At 72.8% G+C, this 19,665-nt stretch carries 14 protein-coding genes and 1 pseudogene; 7 read left to right on the top strand and 8 right to left on the bottom strand.

Annotated elements, in window-relative coordinates:
• Positions 1 to 51 precede the first annotated feature (51 nt).
• Positions 52 to 645, top strand: a complete 594-nt coding sequence (locus tag IE329_RS12895; RefSeq protein WP_190210979.1) for an HPP family protein — start codon at positions 52 to 54, stop codon at positions 643 to 645.
• Positions 646 to 998: 353 nt separating this feature from the next.
• Here IE329_RS12895 and IE329_RS12890 read toward each other — a convergent pair whose 3' ends face one another.
• Positions 999 to 2,606 (bottom strand): hypothetical protein, encoded by a 1,608-nt coding sequence (locus IE329_RS12890; protein WP_190210978.1) that lies wholly within the window; start codon positions 2,604 to 2,606, stop codon positions 999 to 1,001.
• Between the two features lie 828 nt (positions 2,607 to 3,434).
• Here IE329_RS12890 and IE329_RS12885 point away from each other — a divergent pair.
• Positions 3,435 to 4,412, top strand: a complete 978-nt coding sequence (locus IE329_RS12885; RefSeq protein ID WP_190210977.1) for a LuxR C-terminal-related transcriptional regulator — start codon at positions 3,435 to 3,437, stop codon at positions 4,410 to 4,412.
• A gap of 685 nt (positions 4,413 to 5,097) precedes the next feature.
• On the opposite strand, the gene IE329_RS12880 is transcribed toward IE329_RS12885, so the two are convergent.
• The gene (locus IE329_RS12880; RefSeq protein WP_190210976.1) at positions 5,098 to 5,724 is read right to left on the bottom strand and encodes a TIR domain-containing protein; all 627 of its coding nucleotides are present in this window, start codon (positions 5,722 to 5,724) and stop codon (positions 5,098 to 5,100) included.
• 411 nt (positions 5,725 to 6,135) lie between these two features.
• On the opposite strand from IE329_RS12880, the gene IE329_RS12875 reads away from it, so the two are divergent.
• The gene (locus IE329_RS12875; RefSeq protein WP_190210975.1) at positions 6,136 to 6,378 is read left to right on the top strand and encodes a hypothetical protein; all 243 of its coding nucleotides are present in this window, start codon (positions 6,136 to 6,138) and stop codon (positions 6,376 to 6,378) included.
• 15 nt (positions 6,379 to 6,393) lie between these two features.
• Here the strand turns inward: IE329_RS12875 and IE329_RS12870 are convergent, their stop codons facing one another.
• From IE329_RS12870 to dnaK, 5 genes are all read right to left on the bottom strand, one after another.
• A complete protein-coding gene (locus IE329_RS12870) occupies positions 6,394 to 7,416 on the bottom strand; it encodes a hypothetical protein (protein WP_190210974.1) in 1,023 nt (340 codons plus the stop codon).
• Between the two features lie 234 nt (positions 7,417 to 7,650).
• Positions 7,651 to 8,160, bottom strand: a complete 510-nt coding sequence (locus tag IE329_RS12865) for a heat shock protein transcriptional repressor HspR (RefSeq protein ID WP_190210973.1) — start codon at positions 8,158 to 8,160, stop codon at positions 7,651 to 7,653.
• 7 nt (positions 8,161 to 8,167) lie between these two features.
• Positions 8,168 to 9,322 (bottom strand): molecular chaperone DnaJ, encoded by a 1,155-nt coding sequence (gene dnaJ, locus IE329_RS12860; RefSeq protein WP_190210972.1) that lies wholly within the window; start codon positions 9,320 to 9,322, stop codon positions 8,168 to 8,170.
• A 150-nt stretch (positions 9,323 to 9,472) separates the two neighbouring features.
• Positions 9,473 to 10,090, bottom strand: a complete 618-nt coding sequence (grpE, locus tag IE329_RS12855) for a nucleotide exchange factor GrpE (protein ID WP_190210971.1) — start codon at positions 10,088 to 10,090, stop codon at positions 9,473 to 9,475.
• On the bottom strand, positions 10,087 to 11,928 hold the full coding sequence (gene dnaK, locus IE329_RS12850) for a molecular chaperone DnaK (RefSeq protein ID WP_190210970.1): 1,842 nt from the start codon (positions 11,926 to 11,928) through the stop codon (positions 10,087 to 10,089). The genes grpE and dnaK overlap by 4 nt, the downstream gene beginning before the upstream one ends.
• Before the next feature lie 682 nt (positions 11,929 to 12,610).
• Between dnaK and IE329_RS12845 the strand changes: the two genes are divergently transcribed.
• The 4 genes and pseudogenes from IE329_RS12845 to IE329_RS12830 all read left to right on the top strand — a co-directional run bounded on the left by IE329_RS12845 (position 12,611) and on the right by IE329_RS12830 (position 18,548).
• Positions 12,611 to 14,830 (top strand): (Fe-S)-binding protein, encoded by a 2,220-nt coding sequence (locus tag IE329_RS12845; protein ID WP_190210969.1) that lies wholly within the window; start codon positions 12,611 to 12,613, stop codon positions 14,828 to 14,830.
• A gap of 368 nt (positions 14,831 to 15,198) precedes the next feature.
• Positions 15,199 to 16,263: pseudogene (manB, locus tag IE329_RS12840) on the top strand (mannose-1-phosphate guanylyltransferase); the annotation flags it as partial.
• 246 nt (positions 16,264 to 16,509) lie between these two features.
• Positions 16,510 to 17,466 carry a Yip1 family protein gene (locus IE329_RS12835; protein ID WP_190210967.1) on the top strand — a complete coding sequence of 319 codons (957 nt, stop codon included), beginning with the start codon at positions 16,510 to 16,512 and terminating at the stop codon, positions 17,464 to 17,466.
• 191 nt (positions 17,467 to 17,657) lie between these two features.
• Positions 17,658 to 18,548, top strand: a complete 891-nt coding sequence (locus tag IE329_RS12830; protein ID WP_190210966.1) for an alanyl-tRNA editing protein — start codon at positions 17,658 to 17,660, stop codon at positions 18,546 to 18,548.
• A gap of 105 nt (positions 18,549 to 18,653) precedes the next feature.
• Here IE329_RS12830 and dcd read toward each other — a convergent pair whose 3' ends face one another.
• Entirely contained in the window at positions 18,654 to 19,229 is a 576-nt protein-coding gene (gene dcd, locus IE329_RS12825) for a dCTP deaminase (protein ID WP_073929122.1), read from the bottom strand.
• Positions 19,230 to 19,665 lie beyond the last annotated feature (436 nt).

Here is a 19,665-nt window from a genome sequence, read left to right as displayed (position 1 = left end):
GGTTCATACATTATCTTGAGTCGGTCACGGACCCCCGACGTAGGGAACGCCATGTCCAACGCCCCCAGCACGGCCGCCACCGCCCCGGCCCCCACCACGGCCGCGGCCACCGCCACGGCCGCCGAAGCCGCCGGGCCCCGGCGCCGCCCGGCGAGGACCAGGTTCGCGAGCAAGGCGCCGGCCCGGCCCCCGGCCGCGTTCCTCGCCGTGGCCACGGCCGGCGGCGTGGCCGGACTGGTCCTGCTGGTGGCCGTCGGGAAGGTCCTGCACCTGCCCGTCCTGATCCCGCCGCTGGCCGCCAGCGCCGCCCTGGTGCTGGCCGCGCCGGCGCTGCCGCTCGCCCAGCCGCGCAGTGTCGTCGGCGGACAGCTGGTGTCGGCCCTGGTCGGGTTCGGCGCCCTCGCGGTCGGCGGCGGTTCGCTGTGGACGGCCGCCGTCGCGGGCGGCCTGGCGATCGGCGCGATGGCGGCGGCCCGGACGCCGCACTCCCCGGCGGCCGCGACCTCGGTGATCGTCGTGCTGACCCAGCCGCCCGCCCTGCGGTTCCTGGGCCTGCTGGCGCTGGCGACCGTCCTGCTGGTGCTGGTCGGCGTCCTGGCCGGGCGCAGCGGCCGGACGGCCCGCTACCCCGCGTACTGGTGGTAGGACGGGCGGCCGGGCCGCACCCCGCACGGCCGCGCCGGGGAATTGCGCCGGCGCCGGCCGCTTCCGCGGGAATTCCTCCGGGCAGGCGGGCGGCCACCGCCGTTCGGAATGCCGGACACCGGCCGGAATTCCGGCGAGGACGGTGAAACGGGAACCTCCCGTACTCCCCGGGGAGGAAATCCCGGGCCGCCGGCAATTCCAGCTGCGGCCGAGGTCACCGGACCTCCGGCGGGCGGCGGCGCCACCGGGCACCCGGAGGTCGACGGGCCGGGGCCGGCCGGCGCTCCGACCGGCCGGTCAGCACCGTTCGCTCGGCACCGTTCGCTCGGATCAGCCCGCTCGGCGCGGCCCGCTCAGCCCCGGCCGCCGGCCCAGTGGCGTCGGGCGGCCAGGCCGATCAGCCCCAGGCCCAGGCCCACGGCGAGCCCGCCGGTGGCGGCCAGCGACAGCCCGCCGGTGCCCCCGCCGGTCTCGGCCAGGCCGGCGCCGAGGGAGCCCTGCGAGGTCGGGGACGGCGCTGCCGGGGCCACGGTCACCGCGGCAGGCGGCCCCGTGGACGGCTCCGGGCCGGTCTCCTCCACGGCCGGGGCGACGGCGCGCAGCGCGGGCCCGGGCTCGGCGGTCCAGCTGCGGATCGTGGTGGGAGCCGGCGCCGCACCGGAGGTGACGGTGAACAGGGCGGCGCCGGCGAGGGCCTGGCCCTCGACCGAGGCCCGGCCGGGCGCCCGGTCCAGCGGCTCGGCGAGCAGCAACTGGAAGGTGTAGGCCTCGAACTCCCCGGGCGCCAGGGTCCGGGTCCGGGCGCACAGGAAGACGGTGGGTTCGGCCGGCCGCCCGGCGCAGCCGGCCGGGGCGCCGGCGATCCGGACCCCGGACGGGAAGCTCACCAGCAGCCCGGACGGGTCGCCGTCCGCCGTCCGCCCGTCGCGGACCGCCGCGGGCGCGTCCCCGTCGTTGCGCAGGGCGAAGGTGGCCGGCACGGTCGCGCCCTGGACACCCGTGACATCGGTGGCGACGGCCGCCAGCGCGTACCGGCGGCCGGTCTGCAGGTAGCTGGAGGCGGCCTCGTCGCCGAAGCCGCCGGCCGGGCCGGCGGTCAGCGTCAGCGGCGCCCCGGCGCCCGGCCGGCCGGCGCCCTGGGCGGCGGTGAGCTGCCGGTCCGTCGGGCCGCCGGCGACGTCCGCGCCGTACTCGAACCGCCCGTCCCGCGGGTCGTCGCCGGCCAGCAGGGTCACCGGCACGGACGGGCGGAGCACCTCGCCGGGGCGGACCACGGTGTCGTCGAGGCGGCAGAGCACCAGGCCGGCCCCGCGGTCCGGGTAGCGGCAGTTGGCGAAGTCCCCGAAGGCCGCCGCCGGGGCGTACCCCTCGGGTATCCGGAACCACAGCAGGACGCCGCGGGCGTCGCGGTCGCCCTGGTTGGTGAGGCCGGTGGTGAGGGTGGTGGCGGTGCCCGGCTTCGTCCGGGTGAGGACCGGCAGCCGGGCGACGGAGAGCTGGGGGCCGTCGCCGACGCGCACCTCGGTGACGTCCCGTCCGGCGGCGTGGTTCACCACGGCGTTGCCGGCGGTGACGCTGAAGAGGACCTTGCCGGTCGCGCCGGCCTGCGCGCCCTGGGCGGCCCGGACGCCCAGCGTCAGGTGCCCGCCGCCGGTGAAGTCCCCCGGTGCGCAGAGCGCTTGGAGGTGCTCGGCGTCGGTGAAGGCGCAGGACGCGGGGAGGCTCAGCTCCGCGAGGCGGGCCAGCTGCCGGCCGTCGACGACGATCTTGACGCCGGCCAGCGGGCTGCTGCCGTCGTCGGCCGCGAAGGAGACCAGCAGGTCGGAGAAGCCGCCCTCGCCGCCGGCGGACGGGGCGACCAGGGTGCGCGCGGCGGCGGTCACCGTGAACGAGGCCCGGGAGCTGTCGGCCAGCGCGGGCAGTGCGCCCGCCGCGCCCGCCAGTGCCGCGACCGAGAACACCGTCGCGGCGCCGCCTGCCCAAGGTCTCCGGCGTACCGGCGAGTCCCCCATGAAAAGCCCACTCCCCCACAGAACATGACGCACAGCACTCCGGATCAAACCACTCCCGACCCGGAGACGCCACTTCGTTCCACCGCCGTCCGACTCGTACACGCAGCACCCTGCCCACGGCGCGCGACGGCGCCGGGACGACCGCCGGAACAACGCCTGTACGGGTGGTGACCGGGCATCGCCGCCGGGGCCGCCGGCCGGCGGCCCCGGGCGGCCCTCCGGCGGTGGCGGAAATCCGCGCGGAGGGGGGGAAGGCGTAGTGTCGTGCGAACTCCTGCACCGAATGACCGTTCGGCCGGTCGGACCGGCATGCGGAAATGCGCGGAACGCGGTGAATTTCCCCCGGGGCCGCACTGTCGTCATCTGCAAGTTCCTGCACTTGCGGAAACCTGCAATCAGGCGCCACTTGTTCACCGGCCGACACACTGTGATGGTGGATACACGCCAAGTCGTCCGGGCAATCGCAGCCCGATGATGGCGACTTGCTCTTCGCATGGGTGCGCCCGGTACGTCCGTGCCGGCGCCCACGGGGGAGGAGCACCGGGGGGAAGCCATGTGTGGTGATGGCTTCCCGGCTCCGGGACCGGTGAGGCGTTGCTGCTCCGCCTCACCGGAAGCGCCGTGCGCTTGGCGTTCACCGGCGGGCCCCTGGGGCCGGGCGTGCCGACGCACGACCGGCCCGGGGGGCCGCCGGCGGCGGAGTCCTTGATCGCGGACATGCATGAGCCCTGCGATCATGATCGGACGTTGAGGGACATCCGGCAGGGAGTTGTTCGAGTGACCGCGGATCCGACGGCCGGCCAGGGCACGGGCGTGCCAGACGAGGCGGCCCGCCAGCTGTACCTCGCGATCCTGGCCGAGGGCGGACGGATACCGGTCAGCGCGGTGGCGCCCGCGGCCGAGCCCGCCCTGCGGCAGCTCCTCGACACCGGCCTGCTGATGCCCAACGCGGTGGACGCCTCGTACAACGCGGTCAGCCCGCGCGCCGTCACCGACCGGCTCGGCGCCGAACTCCGCTCCGAGGCGACCCGGTTGCTGGTCCGCGCGGAGGGCCTGCCGACCGCGCTGGACACCCTGACGAAGGCCTACGACGCCGTTCCCCGGCTGCCCGACCAGCCGGGTGACACCACCCTGGTCCAGGGCCGCGAGGCCATCCGGCACCGGATCGCGGAGCTGCTCTCGGACTGCCAGGAGGGGCTGCTCACCGCGCAGCCCGGCACCCGCGAGGCCACCACGATGGCGCTGGCGCTGCGTCAGGACGTCCCCCTGCTGCTGAGCGGCCGGAGCCTGCGCACGTTGTACCAGCCGACGGCCGTCCTGGACGGCAGCGCCGCCGACTACGCGCTGGAGGTGACCCGGCTCGGGGCCCGGCTGAGGGTCCTGGACGAGCCCTTCCAGCGGATGATCATCGTCGACCGGTCGATCGCCGTGGTGCCCGCGGCCGACGACCACAGCCGGGCCGCGTTCATCTCCGACCCCGCCGCCGTGGCCTTCCTGGTCGCGGTGTTCGAACGCGACTGGGCCCGGGCCGACTCGGTGGAGTGGGAGCCGGCGGCGGCGAAGGGGGCGGCCCGCCTGGCCGCCGACCGCGTCGGCCGCCTGCTCGCCACCGGGCTCACCCAGCGCGCGGTGGCCACCCGGCTCGGCCTCAGCGAGCGCACCGTGGCCGCCCACATCGCGCGGCTGCGCGAGCGGCACGGCGCCCAGACGCTCTTCCAGCTGGGCTGGCTGATGCGGGGCGGCCGGGGTGAGTGAACGCACCGCCACCACCCCGCCGGACGGCCGGACCGGCACGCCGGGACGGACGGCACACGGCCCGGACCCGGTCCACCGGCGGCTCGCCCGGGTGGGGGCGGTCGGCCGTCGGGCGTGCACGGCGGCGCTGCCCGGCCGTCCCGCCGGGCCACGGGCACCCGGCCGGGCAGCACGGGTTGGAGTGACGGTCCAGGTTCGGGCTGCACTGCGGGTTCGGACGGCACTGCGGGGTCGGGCTGCACTGCGGGTTCGGACGGCGGTGCGGGTTCGGACGGCGGTGCGGCGGTTTCCGGCGGCGGTCACCGTCCCGGCGGTCTTCGCCGCCTCGACGGTCGCCGGTGTCCCGACGGTTATCGGTGTCCCGCGCGTGATCGGCGTCCTGCCGGCGGTCGGTGTCCTGCCGGTGCGCCGCACGCGGGGCGGTCAGCGGGCCGCGCGGAGCCGCCGGGTGGTGCCCGGCACCGGGAGCGGGTGCGGGCGGTCTGCCGGCGTCCGGTTCGGGCGGCTGCCGTCCCGGGGGGTGACCCGGTGGGTGATCAGCAGTCGGGAGGGCCTGGCGAGCGTGCGGTTGCCGGCCGCCGCCCGGGGTTGCGGGAGCGGTACGGCGCCGAGTGGCTCTTCCGGCCGGGCCGGCGGGTGCGGGGAGCCGGGGTGTGACCCGGTGTGCGGAAGCCGGTGCCGGGGGTCAGCCGGTCGCGGCGCCGGTGGCCCAGAAGTCGAACGGTCCGACGGCCGGCGGCTGCTGGCGCGGGATGGTGAAGTGCTCGCCGGGGGCGGTCCAGAAGCCCTCGCGCAGGGAGAGCGCCATGCCGGCCCAGTCGAGCGCGGTCTCCACGGTGTGCCGCAGGGCCTCCTGCGACCAGGTGTCGTCGAAGACGAGCGGCAGCACGGGGGCGACCTGCTCGATGGTGGCGATCAGCGGGTTGTGCGTGATCGCCTCGTCGACCAGCAGGACGACCGGCTTGCGCAGCGCCGACGCCCAGCCGAGCTCCAGGCTGACCCCGGCGCTGAGCGGCGCCCCGACGTACGCGAAGACCAGGTCGGCGGTCTGCAGCGCGCGGAAGTCGGAGGGGACCCGCGGCTCGGGCGCCCGGCCGGCCACCGTCCAGGCGTCGCTGTGGTGGGCGCTGTACACGGCGGCACCGCTGCGCAGCAGCGTGGACCGGAGCGTGGTCAGCCTGGTCCGGCTCGCCAGGGTCACCACGCTGTCGGCAGGCCCGGTCAGTCGCATCAACGGCGCGGCGAGGAACACTCGGGCTCGCCGGCCCTCGGGGGCATGACCGGCGTGATCGCGCTGGTAGGGCTCACTCATGTCGACTCCGGGGGAATGGCCGGCCGGAGCGGGGGCTCGGGTCGGCCTGCGGGCTTTCGGGCTGGCGGTGACCGACGCTCACGGCATTCGGATGCCAGTGTTGAGTTTTGGTTGACGGATCAATATGTGGCGATATGCCTGGTATGGTCTGCGGAAACCATGAGCTGATCGTCCAACAAGCACCACAAAGGCGTCCACTGTCACGCGGTGTCATCTGGCTGCCTGGCAGAGAGATGACAGCCCCCCGCCCTACTACTGCCGCCGACCGTCTGCCAGAGTTAGCTTCGCTTCGAAAGATTGAGGATCAGGAATCCGGCAGAATCGATTGCCGTTCCTGGACAACGGCGGGCACAGTCGATCGAATGTGAACCGCAGTAGTCATGTAGGCCTGATCTTGAAGGAAGTGGTCTTGTGCGCAAGGCGCGTCGTCTCGTCACCGTGGCCCTCCTCGCCGGAGCGGCCCTTTTCGTCGGCTCCGGTCCGGCGAGCGCCGACCTCATCTGGAACCGGTCCGTCCCGGCCAACCCGGTCGAGACCGTCACGGTGGCGCCCCAGCCGGCCCCGCAACCGGCGAGCGACGGCGACCTGATCTGGACCGTCGCCACCCCCCGCCCCGCCACGCAGTCCCTGACCGGCGACCTCATCTGGACGTGATCCCGGGGCACCGGGTCAGTCGTCGAGGTCGCCGTCACCGTCGGGCAGCCGGTGGAAGCTCTCCGAGAGCTTCCACCCCAGCTGGAAGAGGGTCTCGGCGTCGTACTCCTCACGGAGCTCGGCGATGTGCCGCGCCAGCGTGCGCTCGCTGAGGCCCAGGTTGCGGGCGATCACCCGGTGGCCGACCCCCTGCAGCATCATCCGCACGATGTTGCGGCGCAGCCGGGTCACGACCTCCGGCGGCACGTCCCCGTTGCCGAGGAAGGGTATGGCCCGCTCCCAGCAGCCCTCGAAGAGGCTCAGCAGGTAGCCGATCACGGCCTCGTCCCGGATGAAGGCGGCCCGCTCCGTGTCGCCGCTGCCGGGGATGACCGCCACCGTCCGGTCGATGATCATCAGCCGGGTGAACGGCTCGTCCAGGGTGCGGACCTGGCCGCCCTCGGCCGTCATCGCCGTGACGTAGTGCCTGGTGGGCGCCGAGTAGCGGGTGCTCGGCTGGTAGATGGTCCGCCGTGACACCCCGCGCCGCAGGATGCCCACGTCGAGCGCTATCGCCGCCTCCGTGGGGAACGACCTGGCCCCGCCGCCGGGCTGGGCGCTGAGTATCTCCTTGGTGCTGCCCTCGAAGAGCGCCGACAGCCGCTGGTTGATCTCGGTCTTGCCCACCAGGTGCTCGACCGGGCCGCCCTCCCGGGGGTCGGCACCCACCTCGCTGTAGGCCTGGCTGAGCTGCTGGAAGTCGCTGGGCAGGGCCATCGACCGGCTGAGCAGCTCCAGTGCCTTGCGCTGCCAGGCGGCCGAGAGGCCGGCCGTCAGCTGCCGCGGGTCGACCGCCACCAGGACCCCGGGGTCGTCCATGTCGGGGACCAGCAGGCCGATCTCCACCAGCTCGCGCAACTGGCTGGTGCCGTCACAACCCGACTCGGCCGGGACCAGCCGGCCTCCCGACCGGACCGCCGAGAGGTAGAGCGTCCGGGCGCCCGCGGACAGAACGCCAAGTCCGCCCTCGGTCACTCCTGGCTCATCGGTGCCGCCCATTTATGGCTCCTTGACCCCCGCCAGGCCGATAGTTGGAAGATCGGCCGTACTCACCCACCCTGATACCAGTGAATACCGTATAGGAGTTGACGCTTGGCACTACCGTCCACGATCCGGCTTTTCGGTGTGGAGAGCAAGAAAGATGTTGTGCGCAGAACAAGTTCGGGAACGGCCGAAGGCCGCCGACGGTCGGTGGAATAGACCGTCGGCGACCTGCCCATGACAATGCCGGCTTTACCGCTTCGGCCGCCAGACCACGAGTGCGCTGGACTGCGTGACCTGCTGGTACGGAACCAGGTCCCGGCGGTAGGAGGCGTGCACGGCGGCCTCGCGCTGCTGGAGCGCGCTCGCGGCGCCTTCCAGGGAATCGGCCAGCTCGGTGATCCGCGACTGCAGCGCGGCGACCTGGTTCTCCAGCTCGATGATGCGCTTGATCCCGGCCAGGTTGATGCCCTCGTCCTGGGACAGCCGCTGCACCTCGCGCAGCTGCTGGATGTCCCGGGCGGAGTAGCGCCTGCCGCGCCCGGCCGTCCGGTCGGGGCAGACCAGGCCGAGCCGGTCGTACTGGCGCAGGGTCTGCGGGTGCAGGCCGGAGAGCTCGGCGGCGACCGAGATGACGTAGACCGGGGTGTCCTCGGTCAGCACGTACGCGGGGTTGCCTGCCGGGCTGCGGGTGGGCCGGCCGGGACGGGGGCCTCCGGGGAGGCCGTCGCCGAGGCCGACGCCGATCGAGTCACGGTTCATGTGCTGGTCACGCTCCCTCCGCCGCCCGGAAGAGGGCGGCCCGCGGGTCGTCCGAGGCGGTGGCCTCGCGGTACTGCTCCAGAGCCGTCAGCGCGTCACCGGTGACGTGCTGCGGTACCACGACGTCCACGGTGACCAGCAGGTCCCCGCGGGTGCCGTCCTTGCGGGTGGCGCCCTTGCCCCGGGCCCGCAGGGTGAGGCCGTTGGCACTCCCCGCGGGCAGTCTGAGTTTCACCGCCGGCCCCTTCAGCGTCGGCACCTCGATGGTGCCGCCCAACGCCGCTTCGGGGAAGGACACCGGCACACTGACCGTCAGGTTGTCGCCCTTGCGCCCGAAGACCGGGTGCGGGTCGACGTGCACCAGGACGAACAGGTCGCCGGGCTGGCCGCCGCGTTCGCCCTGGGCGCCCTTGCCCTTGAGCCGGATCTTCTGGCCGTCCTGGACCCCGGCCGGGATCCGCACCTGCATGGTGCGGGCCGAACTGGCCCGGCCGCTGCCGTGGCAGTCGGGGCACGGGTCGTCGACGATCATGCCGCGGCCGCGGCAGTCCCGGCAGGGCTCGGAGAGCGCGAAGGCGCCCTGGCCCCGGCTGACGGTGCCGGCGCCGACACAGGTCGGGCAGACCCGCGGCGTGGTGCCGGCCCGCGCCCCGGTGCCGCTGCACGAACGGCAGGGCGCCTGGCTGGTCATCCGCAGCGGCACGGTCGCGCCGTCCACCGCCTCCTCGAAGCTGAGGGTCACCTCGGTCTCGACGTCGGCGCCGCGGCGCGGCTGGGCCTGACGGCCGCCCCGCCCGAACAGGCCGCCGAAGACGTCGCCGATCCCGCCGCCACCACCGGCACCGCCCTGGGTGCCGCTGAAGAGGTCGCCGAAGTCGAAGCTGTAGTTGCCGGCACCGGGGCCGCCGGCCCGGTAGCCGCCGTTGGCGAAGAGGGTGCGCGCCTCGTCGTACTCCTTGCGGCGCTTGTCGTCCGAGAGGACGTCGTAGGCCTCGGAGATGTCCTTGAAGCGGTCCTCCGCCTTGGCGTCACCCTTGTTGGCGTCGGGGTGGAACTCCCGCGCCAGCTTCCGGTACGTCTTCTTGATCTCGGTTGCGGAGGCGTCCTTGGGCACGCCGAGGACCTTGTAGTAGTCCTTTTCCACGTAGTCCTTGCCGCTCATGGCTGCCGCCACCTCCCAGAGTCAATAGATCCGTGGTACCCCCGGGTGGTCCCGGCGGCACTGTCCGCCCCGCCGGGACCACCCGTGGATACGGCGCTGCGGAGCCGTTCGCCGTACTGGACGACGTACGACTCCGCAGCGCACAGGGTGTCAGCTTTCCGCGCCACCGTCAGCCTTGTCGGCGTCGGCGTCCGCCGCCTTGTCGGCGTCGTCCGGCCCGGACGTGGTCTGGGTGCCCGGCTGGGGCTCCGCGACCGCGACCATCGCCGGGCGGATGATCCGCTCGCCGATCCGGTAACCCGGCTGGAGGATCTGCACGCAGGTGTCCTCGGTGACGTCCGAGGAGTAGCTGTGCATCAGCGCCTCGTGCATCGTCGGGTCGAAGGGCTCGCCCTCCTTGCCGAACTGCTGCAGGCCCAGCTTGGCGACGACCGTCTCCAGGCTGTCGGAGACCGACTTGAAGCCGCCGGTCACCTCGCCGTGCTCGCGGGCCCGGCCGATGTCGTCCAGCACCGGGATCAGGCTCTCCAGGATGTTGGAGACCGCGATCTCGCGCACCGTCAGACGGTCCCGCTCGACCCGCTTGCGGTAGTTCTGGTACTCGGCCTGGAGGCGCTGGAGGTCACCAGTGCGCTCGGCCAGCTCACGCTTGGCAGCGGCGAGCTCCTCCGAGGCGCCGCCGGAGACCGCCTCTTCGGCGGCCTTCAGGACAGCCTCCTCGGCGGCGGAGTCGTCGCCGGGCTCAGCGCCCTGCGGCTTCTCCGTCATGCCGCACCACCCTTGGGCTTCTCGTCGTCGACGATCTCGGCGTCGACCACGTCGTCCTCGGGGGCACCGGCGGCCGGGCCCTCACCGGCGGCCGCACCGGCGGCGTCGGCGTTGGCGTAGAGCGCCGTGCCGAGCTTCTGGGCGGTGGTGGAGACCTTCTCGGTGGCCTCGCGGATCGCCGCGATGTCCTCACCCTTGAGGGCTTCCTTGAGCTCGGTGATCGCGGCCTCGACCTCGGTCTTGACGTCGGCCGGGAGCTTGTCGGTGTTGTCCGCGATGAACTTCTCGGTCGAGTAGACGAGCTGCTCGGCCTGGTTGCGGGTCTCGACCGACTCGCGACGCCTGTGGTCCTCCTCGGCGTACTGCTCGGCCTCGCGCATCATGCGCTCGATGTCGTCCTTCGGCAGCGCGGAGCCACCGGTGACGGTCATCCGCTGCTCCTTGCCGGTGCCGAGGTCCTTCGCGCCGACGTGCATGATGCCGTTGGCGTCGATGTCGAAGGTGACCTCGATCTGCGGCAGGCCACGGGGGGCCGGGGGCAGGCCGGTCAGCTCGAACATGCCGAGCTTCTTGTTGTACGAGGCGATCTCGCGCTCGCCCTGGTAGACCTGGATCTGCACGGACGGCTGGTTGTCCTCGGCCGTGGTGAAGATCTCGGAGCGCTTGGTCGGGATCGTGGTGTTGCGCTCGATCAGCTTGGTCATGATGCCGCCCTTGGTCTCGATGCCCAGGGACAGCGGGGTGACGTCGAGCAGCAGGACGTCCTTGACCTCGCCCTTCAGGACACCGGCCTGCAGGGCGGCGCCGATGGCGACGACCTCGTCCGGGTTCACGCCCTTGTTGGCGTCCTGCCCGCCGGTCATCTCCTTGACCAGCTCGGCGACGGCCGGCATCCGGGTCGAGCCGCCGACCAGGACCACGTGGTCGATCTCGGAGAGCGAGATGTTCGCGTCCTTGATGACGTTGTGGAACGGGGTCTTGCAGCGCTCCAGCAGGTCGGCCGTGAGCTGCTGGAACTGCGCCCGGGTGAGCTTCTCGTCCAGGTGCAGCGGGCCCTCGGCGGAGGCCGTGATGTAGGGCAGGTTGATCGAGGTCTCGGAGGACGAGGACAGCTCGATCTTGGCCTTCTCGGCAGCCTCGCGCAGACGCTGCAGGGCCATCTTGTCCTTGGACAGGTCGACGCCGTGGCCGGCCTGGAAGACCTTCACCAGGTGGTCGACGACCTTCTGGTCCCAGTCGTCACCACCGAGGTGGTTGTCACCGTTGGTGGCCTTCACCTCGACGACCCCGTCGCCGATCTCCAGCAGGGAGACGTCGAAGGTGCCGCCGCCGAGGTCGAAGACCAGGATGGTCTGGTCGTCCTTGTCGAGGCCGTACGCCAGCGCGGCCGCGGTCGGCTCGTTGACGATGCGCAGGACGTTGAGGCCCGCGATCTCACCGGCCTCCTTGGTGGCCTGGCGCTCGGAGTCCGAGAAGTACGCCGGAACGGTGATGACGGCGTCGGTGACCGTCTCGCCCAGGTAGGCCTCGGCGTCCCGCTTGAGCTTCTGCAGGATGAAGGCGGAGATCTGCTGGGGGTTGAAGTCCTTGCCGTCCAGGTTGACCTTCCACCCGGTGCCCATGTGGCGCTTCACCGAGCGGATGGTCCGGTCCACGTTCGTGACCGCCTGGCGCTTGGCGACCTCGCCGACCAGCACCTCGCCGTTCTTGGCGAAGGCGACGACGGACGGCGTGGTCCGAGCGCCCTCGGCGTTCGTGATGACGGTGGGCTCGCCGCCCTCCAGAACGCTGACGACCGAGTTCGTCGTACCGAGGTCGATGCCGACCGCGCGTGCCATCGTAAATACCTCCACGGAAGAGTTGAGCTTTACGGGCTCAAGCATGCCTGACGAGATCGGGAGCGTCAACAGGCTTGAGCCGTCGCCACTCAACTTTACTGCGCGCTTATCTGTACGCCACCCCGCGCCACGCCGCCCCACCGGCCCCGACCAGCACGCATTCCCGCCCCGCCGACGGCCGCCAACTCCGGCCGCCACCCCGCGAAGCACCCACCGACGGCACCCCGCCACCCGCACGAGCACCCCGCCCCGGACCCCCGCCGGCCGAAGGCCCCAATCCCTTCGCGCACCCCCCGCCGCGGTGGCCGGCGGAAGGCCACCCCCGCGAGCGGGCCGAAGGGACGCGCCGGCGCCGAAAGGGCGGGCCCCTCCTGCCCGTCGGCGGGCAGGAGGGCGAGCGCGGGAGGGAGCGGAGCGACCGACGAGGCGACGAGTGTCGGCGCCGGATCAAAGCGTCCCGGAGGCGAGCGAGCTCCGACAAGGCAGCGCCCCGGAGGCGGGAGAGCCTCAACCAAACAGGTGAGTAAGCCCTTAGTGACTGCCGCCATACCTTGCGCATCTTCTGAACGGGCGTTAACGAGCGATAGTCTCCGCCGAGGTCCACCTGCAAGTTACCGATGAGTACAATCGGTCGGACCCCTCTATACACAGCTCGACCCCAGCCGCAGGAGACGGAGAGCCGATGCAGCTAGCAGCGATCGTCATCTCGCTGGTCACCACTGTGATCGGCACCGCGCTCGCCGCCCGTGCGGCCGCGTACATCTACAAGGTGGTGAAGACCGGTTCGCCGGACGCCACCCGCACCGGGAACCCGGTGCTGAGGGCGAAGACGGTGGCCGTCGAGTTCCTCGGCCACACCCGGATGAACCAGTGGGGCGTCGTCGGCGTCGCCCACTGGTTCGTCGCGGTCGGCTTCTTCACCCTGATCACCACCCTGGTCACGGCCTTCGGGCAGCTCTTCGACGCCGAGTGGACGATCCCCGTGATCGGCCACTGGCTGCCGTTCGAGATCTTCACCGAGCTGGTCGGCACCCTCACCACGCTCGGCATCGCGACCCTGATCGTGATCCGGCTGCTCAGCCTGCCCGGCCGGGCCGGCCGCAAGTCCCGCTTCGCCGGCTCGATCGCCTGGCAGGCCTTCTACGTCGAGTACACGATCCTCGGCATCGGCATCTGCATCATGGTGCTCCGCGGCCTGGAAGGCGCCCTGGCGGGCGTCGAGTCCTACGAGGCCGCGTACCTGGTCTCGTACCCGCTGGTGCTGGCCTTCAAGGGCCTCTCGCACGGCACGCTGGAAAACCTGATCTACCTGTTCGCGATGCTGAAGATCTGCATCTCCTTCGCCTGGGCGACCACCATCGGCGTCAACCCGTCGATGGGCGTGGCCTGGCACCGCTTCCTCGCCTTCTTCAACATCTTCTTCAAGCGCGAGGAGAGCGGCTCCGTCGCCCTCGGCGCGCTGCGGCCGATGACCAGCGGCGGCGCCCCGATCGACTTCGAGGACCCGGCCGACGACGCCGTCTTCGGCGTCTCCCAGGTCGAGCACTTCTCCTGGAAGGGCATCCTCGACTTCTCCACCTGCACCGAGTGCGGCCGCTGCCAGTCGCAGTGCCCCGCCTGGAACACCGGCAAGCCGCTCTCGCCCAAGCTGCTGATCATGAGCCTGCGCGAGCACGCCTTCGCCAAGGCGCCGTACCTGCTGGCCGGCGGCGGCAAGGACGCCGAGGGCAACGAGACCGCCACCGCCGAGCAGCTCAAGGACGTCCCGGCGGCCGCGCTGGCCGAGGCCGAGCGCCCGCTGATCGGCACCGCCGAGGAGAACGGCGTCATCGACCCGGACGTGCTCTGGTCCTGCACCAGCTGCGGCGCCTGCGTCGAGCAGTGCCCGGTGGACATCGAGCACATCGACCACATCGTCGACATGCGCCGCTACCAGGTGATGATCGAGAGCTCCTTCCCGACCGAGGCCGGGACGATGCTCAAGAACCTGGAGAACAAGGGCAACCCGTGGGGCATGGCCACCAAGGCCCGCCTGGACTGGGTCAAGGAGCTCAAGAAGGAGACCGGCATCGAGGTGCCGGTGATCGGTGAGGACATCGACCCGGCCGAGGTCGAGTACCTCTACTGGGTCGGCTGCGCCGGCGCCCTGGAGGACCGCGCGAAGAAGACCACCAAGGCCTTCGCCGAGCTGCTGCACACCGCGGGCGTCAAGTTCGCGATCCTCGGCAAGGAGGAAACCTGCTCGGGCGACTCCCCCCGCCGTCTGGGCAACGAGTTCCTCTTCCAGATGCTCGGCGCGCAGAACGTCGAGACGCTGAACGCCGCGCTGGAGGACGCCCCGGTCAAGCGGATCGTCGCGACCTGCCCGCACTGCTTCAACACCATCGCCAACGAGTACCCGCAGCTGGGCGGCCACTTCGAGGTCATCCACCACACCCAGCTGCTGCAGCACCTGATCGACGAGGGCAAGCTGCTGCCGGTCAACCCGGTCGAGGGCCTGATCACCTACCACGACCCCTGCTACCTGGGCCGGCACAACAAGGTCTACAGCCCGCCGCGCGAGATCATGGACAAGGTCCCCGGCCTGCGCCAGCAGGAGATGCACCGCCACAAGGAGCGCGGCTTCTGCTGCGGCGCCGGCGGCGCGCGGATGTGGATGGAGGAGCGCATCGGCAAGCGGATCAACAACGAGCGGATGGACGAGGCGCTGTCGCTCAACCCCGACATCGTCTCCACCGCCTGCCCGTTCTGCCTGGTGATGCTCTCCGACTCGGCCAACGGCAAGAAGAACGAGGGCGCGGCCAAGGAGCACCTGAAGGTGGTCGACGTGGCCCAGCTGCTGCTGGAGTCCGTCAAGGCGGCGCCGACGGCCGAGGCGGCCGCCGAGACCGTCGACGCCTGAGCCGTACCGGCCCGGCCCGCCACCCGTGCGGGCCGGGCCGGGCGGGGCGCCGTTCGACAGTTCTGCTACAAGATCTGCGCCGGCCCGCCGCCCTCACCGGGCCCGGTCCACGCCTCCTCGGCGTCGGCCGGGCGCGGTCGTTCCGGGGCCGCGCCGGGCCGCGGCCGGGGCCTCGTCCGGCTGGACGTCCCGCCAATCGGGCAGCCGCCTGACCGGGCCGCCGCGGGAAGGAAATACAGTAGGCGCCTGACCCGCGCCGTGCGGGTCTGTCCCACCCCCGGACGGACCGGGCGGGACCATCACCAGCGGAGGCCGCGGCCGCACCATCGGCGGCGCCACACCGGAGCACAAGGGGAACAGGGCAGACCATGACCGAGGCGATCATGCTGGTCGGCGGCAAGGGCACGCGACTGCGCCCGTTGACGACGCACACCCCCAAGCCCATGCTCCCGGTGGCGGGCGTCCCGTTCATCGCGCACCAGCTGGCCCGCGCCGCGGCGGCCGGCGTCACCCGGGTCGTGCTCGCCACGTCCTACCTGGCCGAGGTGTTCGAGGACCACTTCCAGGACGGCACCCCGTACGGGATCGAGCTGGTCTACCTGACCGAGCGCGAGCCGCTCGGCACCGGCGGGGCCATCCGCAACGCCGCCTCCGGCCTGACCTGCGGCCCCGACGAGCCGGTCCTGGTCTTCAACGGCGACATCCTGTCCGGCGTCGACATCGCCGGCCTGCGGGACGGCCACGTGGCCGCCGGCGCGGACGTCACCCTGCACCTCACCCGGGTCGAGGACCCGCGGGCCTTCGGCCTCGTCCCGACCGACGAGGACGGCCGGGTGCTGGAGTTCCTGGAGAAGCCGGAGACGCCCGAGCAGATCGTCACCGACCAGATCAACGCGGGCTGCTACGTCTTCACCCGTTCGGTGATCGACCGCATCCCGGCCGGCCGCGAGGTCTCGGTCGAGCGCGAGACCTTCCCCGAGCTGCTGGCCACCGGCGCGCTGCTGCGCGGCGTGGTGGACACCTCGTACTGGCTCGACCTGGGCACCCCCGCCGCGTTCGTCCGGGGCTCCGCCGACCTGGTCCTCGGCAAGGTCGACTCCCCCGCCGTCCCCGGCCCGACCGGCGACGCGCTGCTGCTGCCCGGCGCCAGCGTGCACCCCGGCGCCGTGCTCAGCTCGGGCACCGTGGTCTCCGAGGGCGCGGTGGTCGAGGCCGGCGCGATCGTCGAGGGCAGCGTGGTGCTCCCGGGGGCGACCATCGCCGCGGACACCTTCGTCAAGGACTCCATCGTCGGCGCCTACGCCGTCATCGGCGCCCGCACCTCGCTGGACGGCGCCGTGATCGGCGACGGCGCGACCGTCGAGGCCGACAACGAACTGCCGAACGGCATCCGGATCGCCTGCGGCACGCTGCTGCCGGTCGGCGCCGTGCGGACCACCGCGGGCCCGGGCGGCTGCCCGGCCGGCGCCTCCGCGGCGGCCGCCGTCCACGCACCGCGGGTCGGCGCCCAGCACTAGGCCGAGCGCTTCGGCGGGGCAGGCACCCGGCCCCGCCGAAGCACTCCCGCCCGGCCGTCGGAGGCGGGGCGACCGCGGACGGCCCGTCACAGAGTCGCTGCAATCCGGCCCCGGAGCCTTGATCGACCGCCGCGGGGGCCGAAGGACCGGTACCTTCGGAACGTGGCTGGCAATCGATACGACAACGGTCAGGGCGCCGATCCCCGCAGGTGGACGGCGCCCCCTGGGGGGAATCCGCAGCAGCAGTACGGGCAGGCGGACGGACCCGAGTACTTCACCGCGCCGCAGGGCCGCGGCCCCGCGGCCGGCTCCGGCGGCTACGACCCGTACGGCGCCGACCAGCCCGGCCACACCCGGGCCTTCCCGGTCGGCGACGGCGACCCGTACCCCGGCGGCCAGGACGGCCCCCCGCAGGGGTATCCGCAGCAGTACCCGCCGGAGTACCCGCAGGACGGCTACGGCCCGCAGGGCTACGACCAGCAGGGGTACGAGCAGCAGGGCCACGGCCCCGAGTACGGGCAGGACAACGTCGCGGTCTACCGGGCCGGCGGCCAGTCCGCGCCACGGGTGTCCGGGCCCCGCCCGCGCTGGCGCGAGCTGCTGACCGGCATCTACCGCTCGCCCTCGGCCACCTTCGACCGGGCCCGCGACCACCAGGTCTGGCTGCCCGCGCTCTGCGTCTCGCTGCTCTACGGCGTGCTCGCCGTGCTCGGCCTCGGCCTGACCCGCGACGACGTGCTCAGCTCCACCTTCACCGTCGCGCTGTCCGCCCTCGCCGCCTCCGCGGTGGTCTTCGCCCTCGCCGGCGGCATGCTGGGCGCCGTCACGTACGCGCTGGCCCGGCAGTTCGGCGGGGACGGCCCGTGGCGCTCGACGGTCGGCCTGGCGATCCTGATCGGCTGGACCACCGACGCGCCGCGGCTGCTGCTGGCGCTCTTCCTGCCGGCCGACAACCTGGTCGTCCAGGTGGTCGGCTGGGTCACCTGGCTGCTCTGCGCCGGGCTGCTGACCACCATGGCGCGCCGGATCCACGACCTGCCGTGGGGCAAGGCCGCCGGGGCCGCCTCGCTGCAGCTGCTGGCGCTGCTCGTCCTGATCAAGCTGCCGACCCTGGGCTGAGGGCCCGGCAGGGTCCGGACGGGGCGCTGGCCGGGTGCGGGCGGGGTGGACGCGGGGGTCCGGGCGGGCCCCGGTGCGGGGCCGCGTCCGGGGGGAGAATGGCCGGGCGGGCCGCGCGCACCGGGGCCCGCCCCGCTTCCAGCTCCTCGGAGCCGTTCCCACCCACCCTCGCACCAGTGCACGGAGCCCGCATGACCCTCCCCACCACACACGTCAGCTTCCCGGCCGGGGCGGTGACCGGCGAATCCCCGGTCCTCGCCGTCCAGCGGCTGGCCGACGGGCGGTACGCCGTCGTCACCGCGGCGACGCCGTTCCACCCGCTCGACCACACCTGGCCGGACCAGCCCGCCGACACCGGGACGCTCACGGTGGACGGCGTCGGGCGGCCCGTCGTGGACTGCCTGACCGGCGCCCTCGGCCCGGACGGCGGCGAGCTGCTGGCCGGCCCGGACATCCCGGTCCGGCGCGGCGACGAGCAGTGGTCCTGGCTGGTCCTGCACGTGCTCACGGACGACCCGGGCGACATCGTCGGCCGTCCGGCCGCCCTCGCCGTCGACACGGGCCGCAGGGCCGCCCTCAGCGCCTCGCACAGCGGGTGCCACCTGCTCGCCCTGGCCCTCAACGCCGCACTGGCCCCGCGCTGGCGCAAGGACCCGGGCCGCGCCGACGCCTTCGGCAACCCCGACTTCGACAGTCTGGCGATGGCCTCCTCGGTGATGGACACGGAGGCCAGCACCGACACCTACCGGCTCGGCAAGTCGCTCAGGAAGAAGGGCTTCACGGCCGAGGCCACCGACGAGCTGCCCGCCCTCGCCGACGCCCTGCCCGCCGTCACCGAGACCGTCAACGACCTGCTCGCCGCCTGGGTCGCCGCCGACGCGCCGGTGCGCGTCGAGACCCCCGGCCCCGAGCTGACCGCCCGTCGCCAGTGGCACTGCGAGCTGCCGGAGGGCCCCGCGCAGATCTTCTGCGGCGGCACCCACCTGCACCACCTGGGGGAGCTCGCCGAGCTCCGCACCGAACTGCGGCTCTCCGCGGACGGCGGCGAACTGACCGCCGTCACCCGCCCGAAGCGCGCCTGAGCCGTACCGGCCGCCCGGGCCCGCGCCGGTGACGGCGGCCCGGGAACGCCTGCGGGCGGCCACCCCCCGAGGGGTGACCGCCCGCTGCTGCGTTCTCTGCCCGGATCAGACCTGGCTGCGGTGGAAGTTCAGGTGCGAGCGCGAGGCCGTCGGGCCGCGCTGGCCCTGGTAGCGCGAGCCGTAGCGTGCGGAGCCGTACGGGTGCTCGGACGGCGAGGAGAGCCGGAACAGGCAGAGCTGCCCGATCTTCATGCCCGGGTAGAGCTTGATCGGCAGCGTCGCCACGTTCGACAGCTCCAGCGTGACGTGCCCGCTGAACCCGGGGTCGATGAAGCCCGCCGTGGAGTGCGTCAGCAGCCCGAGCCGGCCGAGGCTCGACTTGCCCTCCAGCCGCGAGGCGACGTCGTCCGGCAGCGAGATGACCTCGTACGTCGACGCCAGCACGAACTCACCCGGGTGCAGGATGAAGGCCTCGTCACCCTCCGGCTCGACCAGCCGGGTCAGGTCCGGCTGCTCCTCGGAGGGGTCGATGTGGGGGTAGCGGTGGTTCTCGAACACCCGGAAGAAACGATCCAGCCGGACGTCGATGCTGGAGGGCTGGACCATCGAAGGGTCGAAGGGGTCGATGACGACCCGGCCCTTGTCGATCTCGGTTCGAATGTCCTTGTCAGAGAGCAGCACGCTTCGAGGTTACGTGCACGGGCGGGCCCCGGACGAATCCGCCCGGGGCCCGGCACCGCCCTCACCCGGCCTCAGGCCAGGAACTCCGCGGCCTCCAGCCGCAGCGCCCGCTCCAGTTGCGGCTCCGACAGCTCCCGCACATCGGCGAGCACCGAGCTGCGCATCCGTCCACACTGCGGACACCGGATCAGTCTCCCGGGGCCCAGCCGCGCCGGGCCGAGATTCTGCATCGGGAACGTGGTGGTGCTGAACAGGTGCCCCTCGGCACAACGAACGACGGCGCGCTGCTCCATCGGTCCCCTTCCCATTCTTCCCCCGTGCTCATGGCGTCCCGACGGGATTCGCCTCGCGGGACAGCGACACATTAGGGGATCTTCCGGACATTCCGCACAGCGGCTCGCCGCCCCGGGAAGGCGCCTCCGGGACTCTCCGCGCG

The sequence above is a fragment of the Kitasatospora indigofera genome (assembly GCF_014655955.1).
Lineage (GTDB): Bacteria > Actinomycetota > Actinomycetes > Streptomycetales > Streptomycetaceae > Kitasatospora > Kitasatospora indigofera.
Note: the sequence above shows the minus strand (reverse complement) of the source record. Positions and strands in the feature narration are given on the sequence as shown.

Excerpts from the sequence above, each read along its gene's own strand:
- IE329_RS12895 (WP_190210979.1), top strand. The coding sequence starts at position 52 with ATGTCCAACGCCCCCAGCACGGCCGCCACCGCCCCGGCCCCCACCACG.
- IE329_RS12870 (WP_190210974.1), bottom strand. The coding sequence starts at position 7,416 with ATGGGCGGCACCGATGAGCCAGGAGTGACCGAGGGCGGACTTGGCGTT.
- IE329_RS12865 (WP_190210973.1), bottom strand. The coding sequence starts at position 8,160 with ATGAACCGTGACTCGATCGGCGTCGGCCTCGGCGACGGCCTCCCCGGA.
- dnaJ (WP_190210972.1), bottom strand. The coding sequence starts at position 9,322 with ATGAGCGGCAAGGACTACGTGGAAAAGGACTACTACAAGGTCCTCGGC.
- IE329_RS12845 (WP_190210969.1), top strand. The coding sequence starts at position 12,611 with ATGCAGCTAGCAGCGATCGTCATCTCGCTGGTCACCACTGTGATCGGC.
- dnaK (WP_190210970.1), bottom strand. The coding sequence starts at position 11,928 with ATGGCACGCGCGGTCGGCATCGACCTCGGTACGACGAACTCGGTCGTC.
- IE329_RS12830 (WP_190210966.1), top strand. The coding sequence starts at position 17,658 with ATGACCCTCCCCACCACACACGTCAGCTTCCCGGCCGGGGCGGTGACC.
- IE329_RS12880 (WP_190210976.1), bottom strand. The coding sequence starts at position 5,724 with ATGAGTGAGCCCTACCAGCGCGATCACGCCGGTCATGCCCCCGAGGGC.
- grpE (WP_190210971.1), bottom strand. The coding sequence starts at position 10,090 with ATGACGGAGAAGCCGCAGGGCGCTGAGCCCGGCGACGACTCCGCCGCC.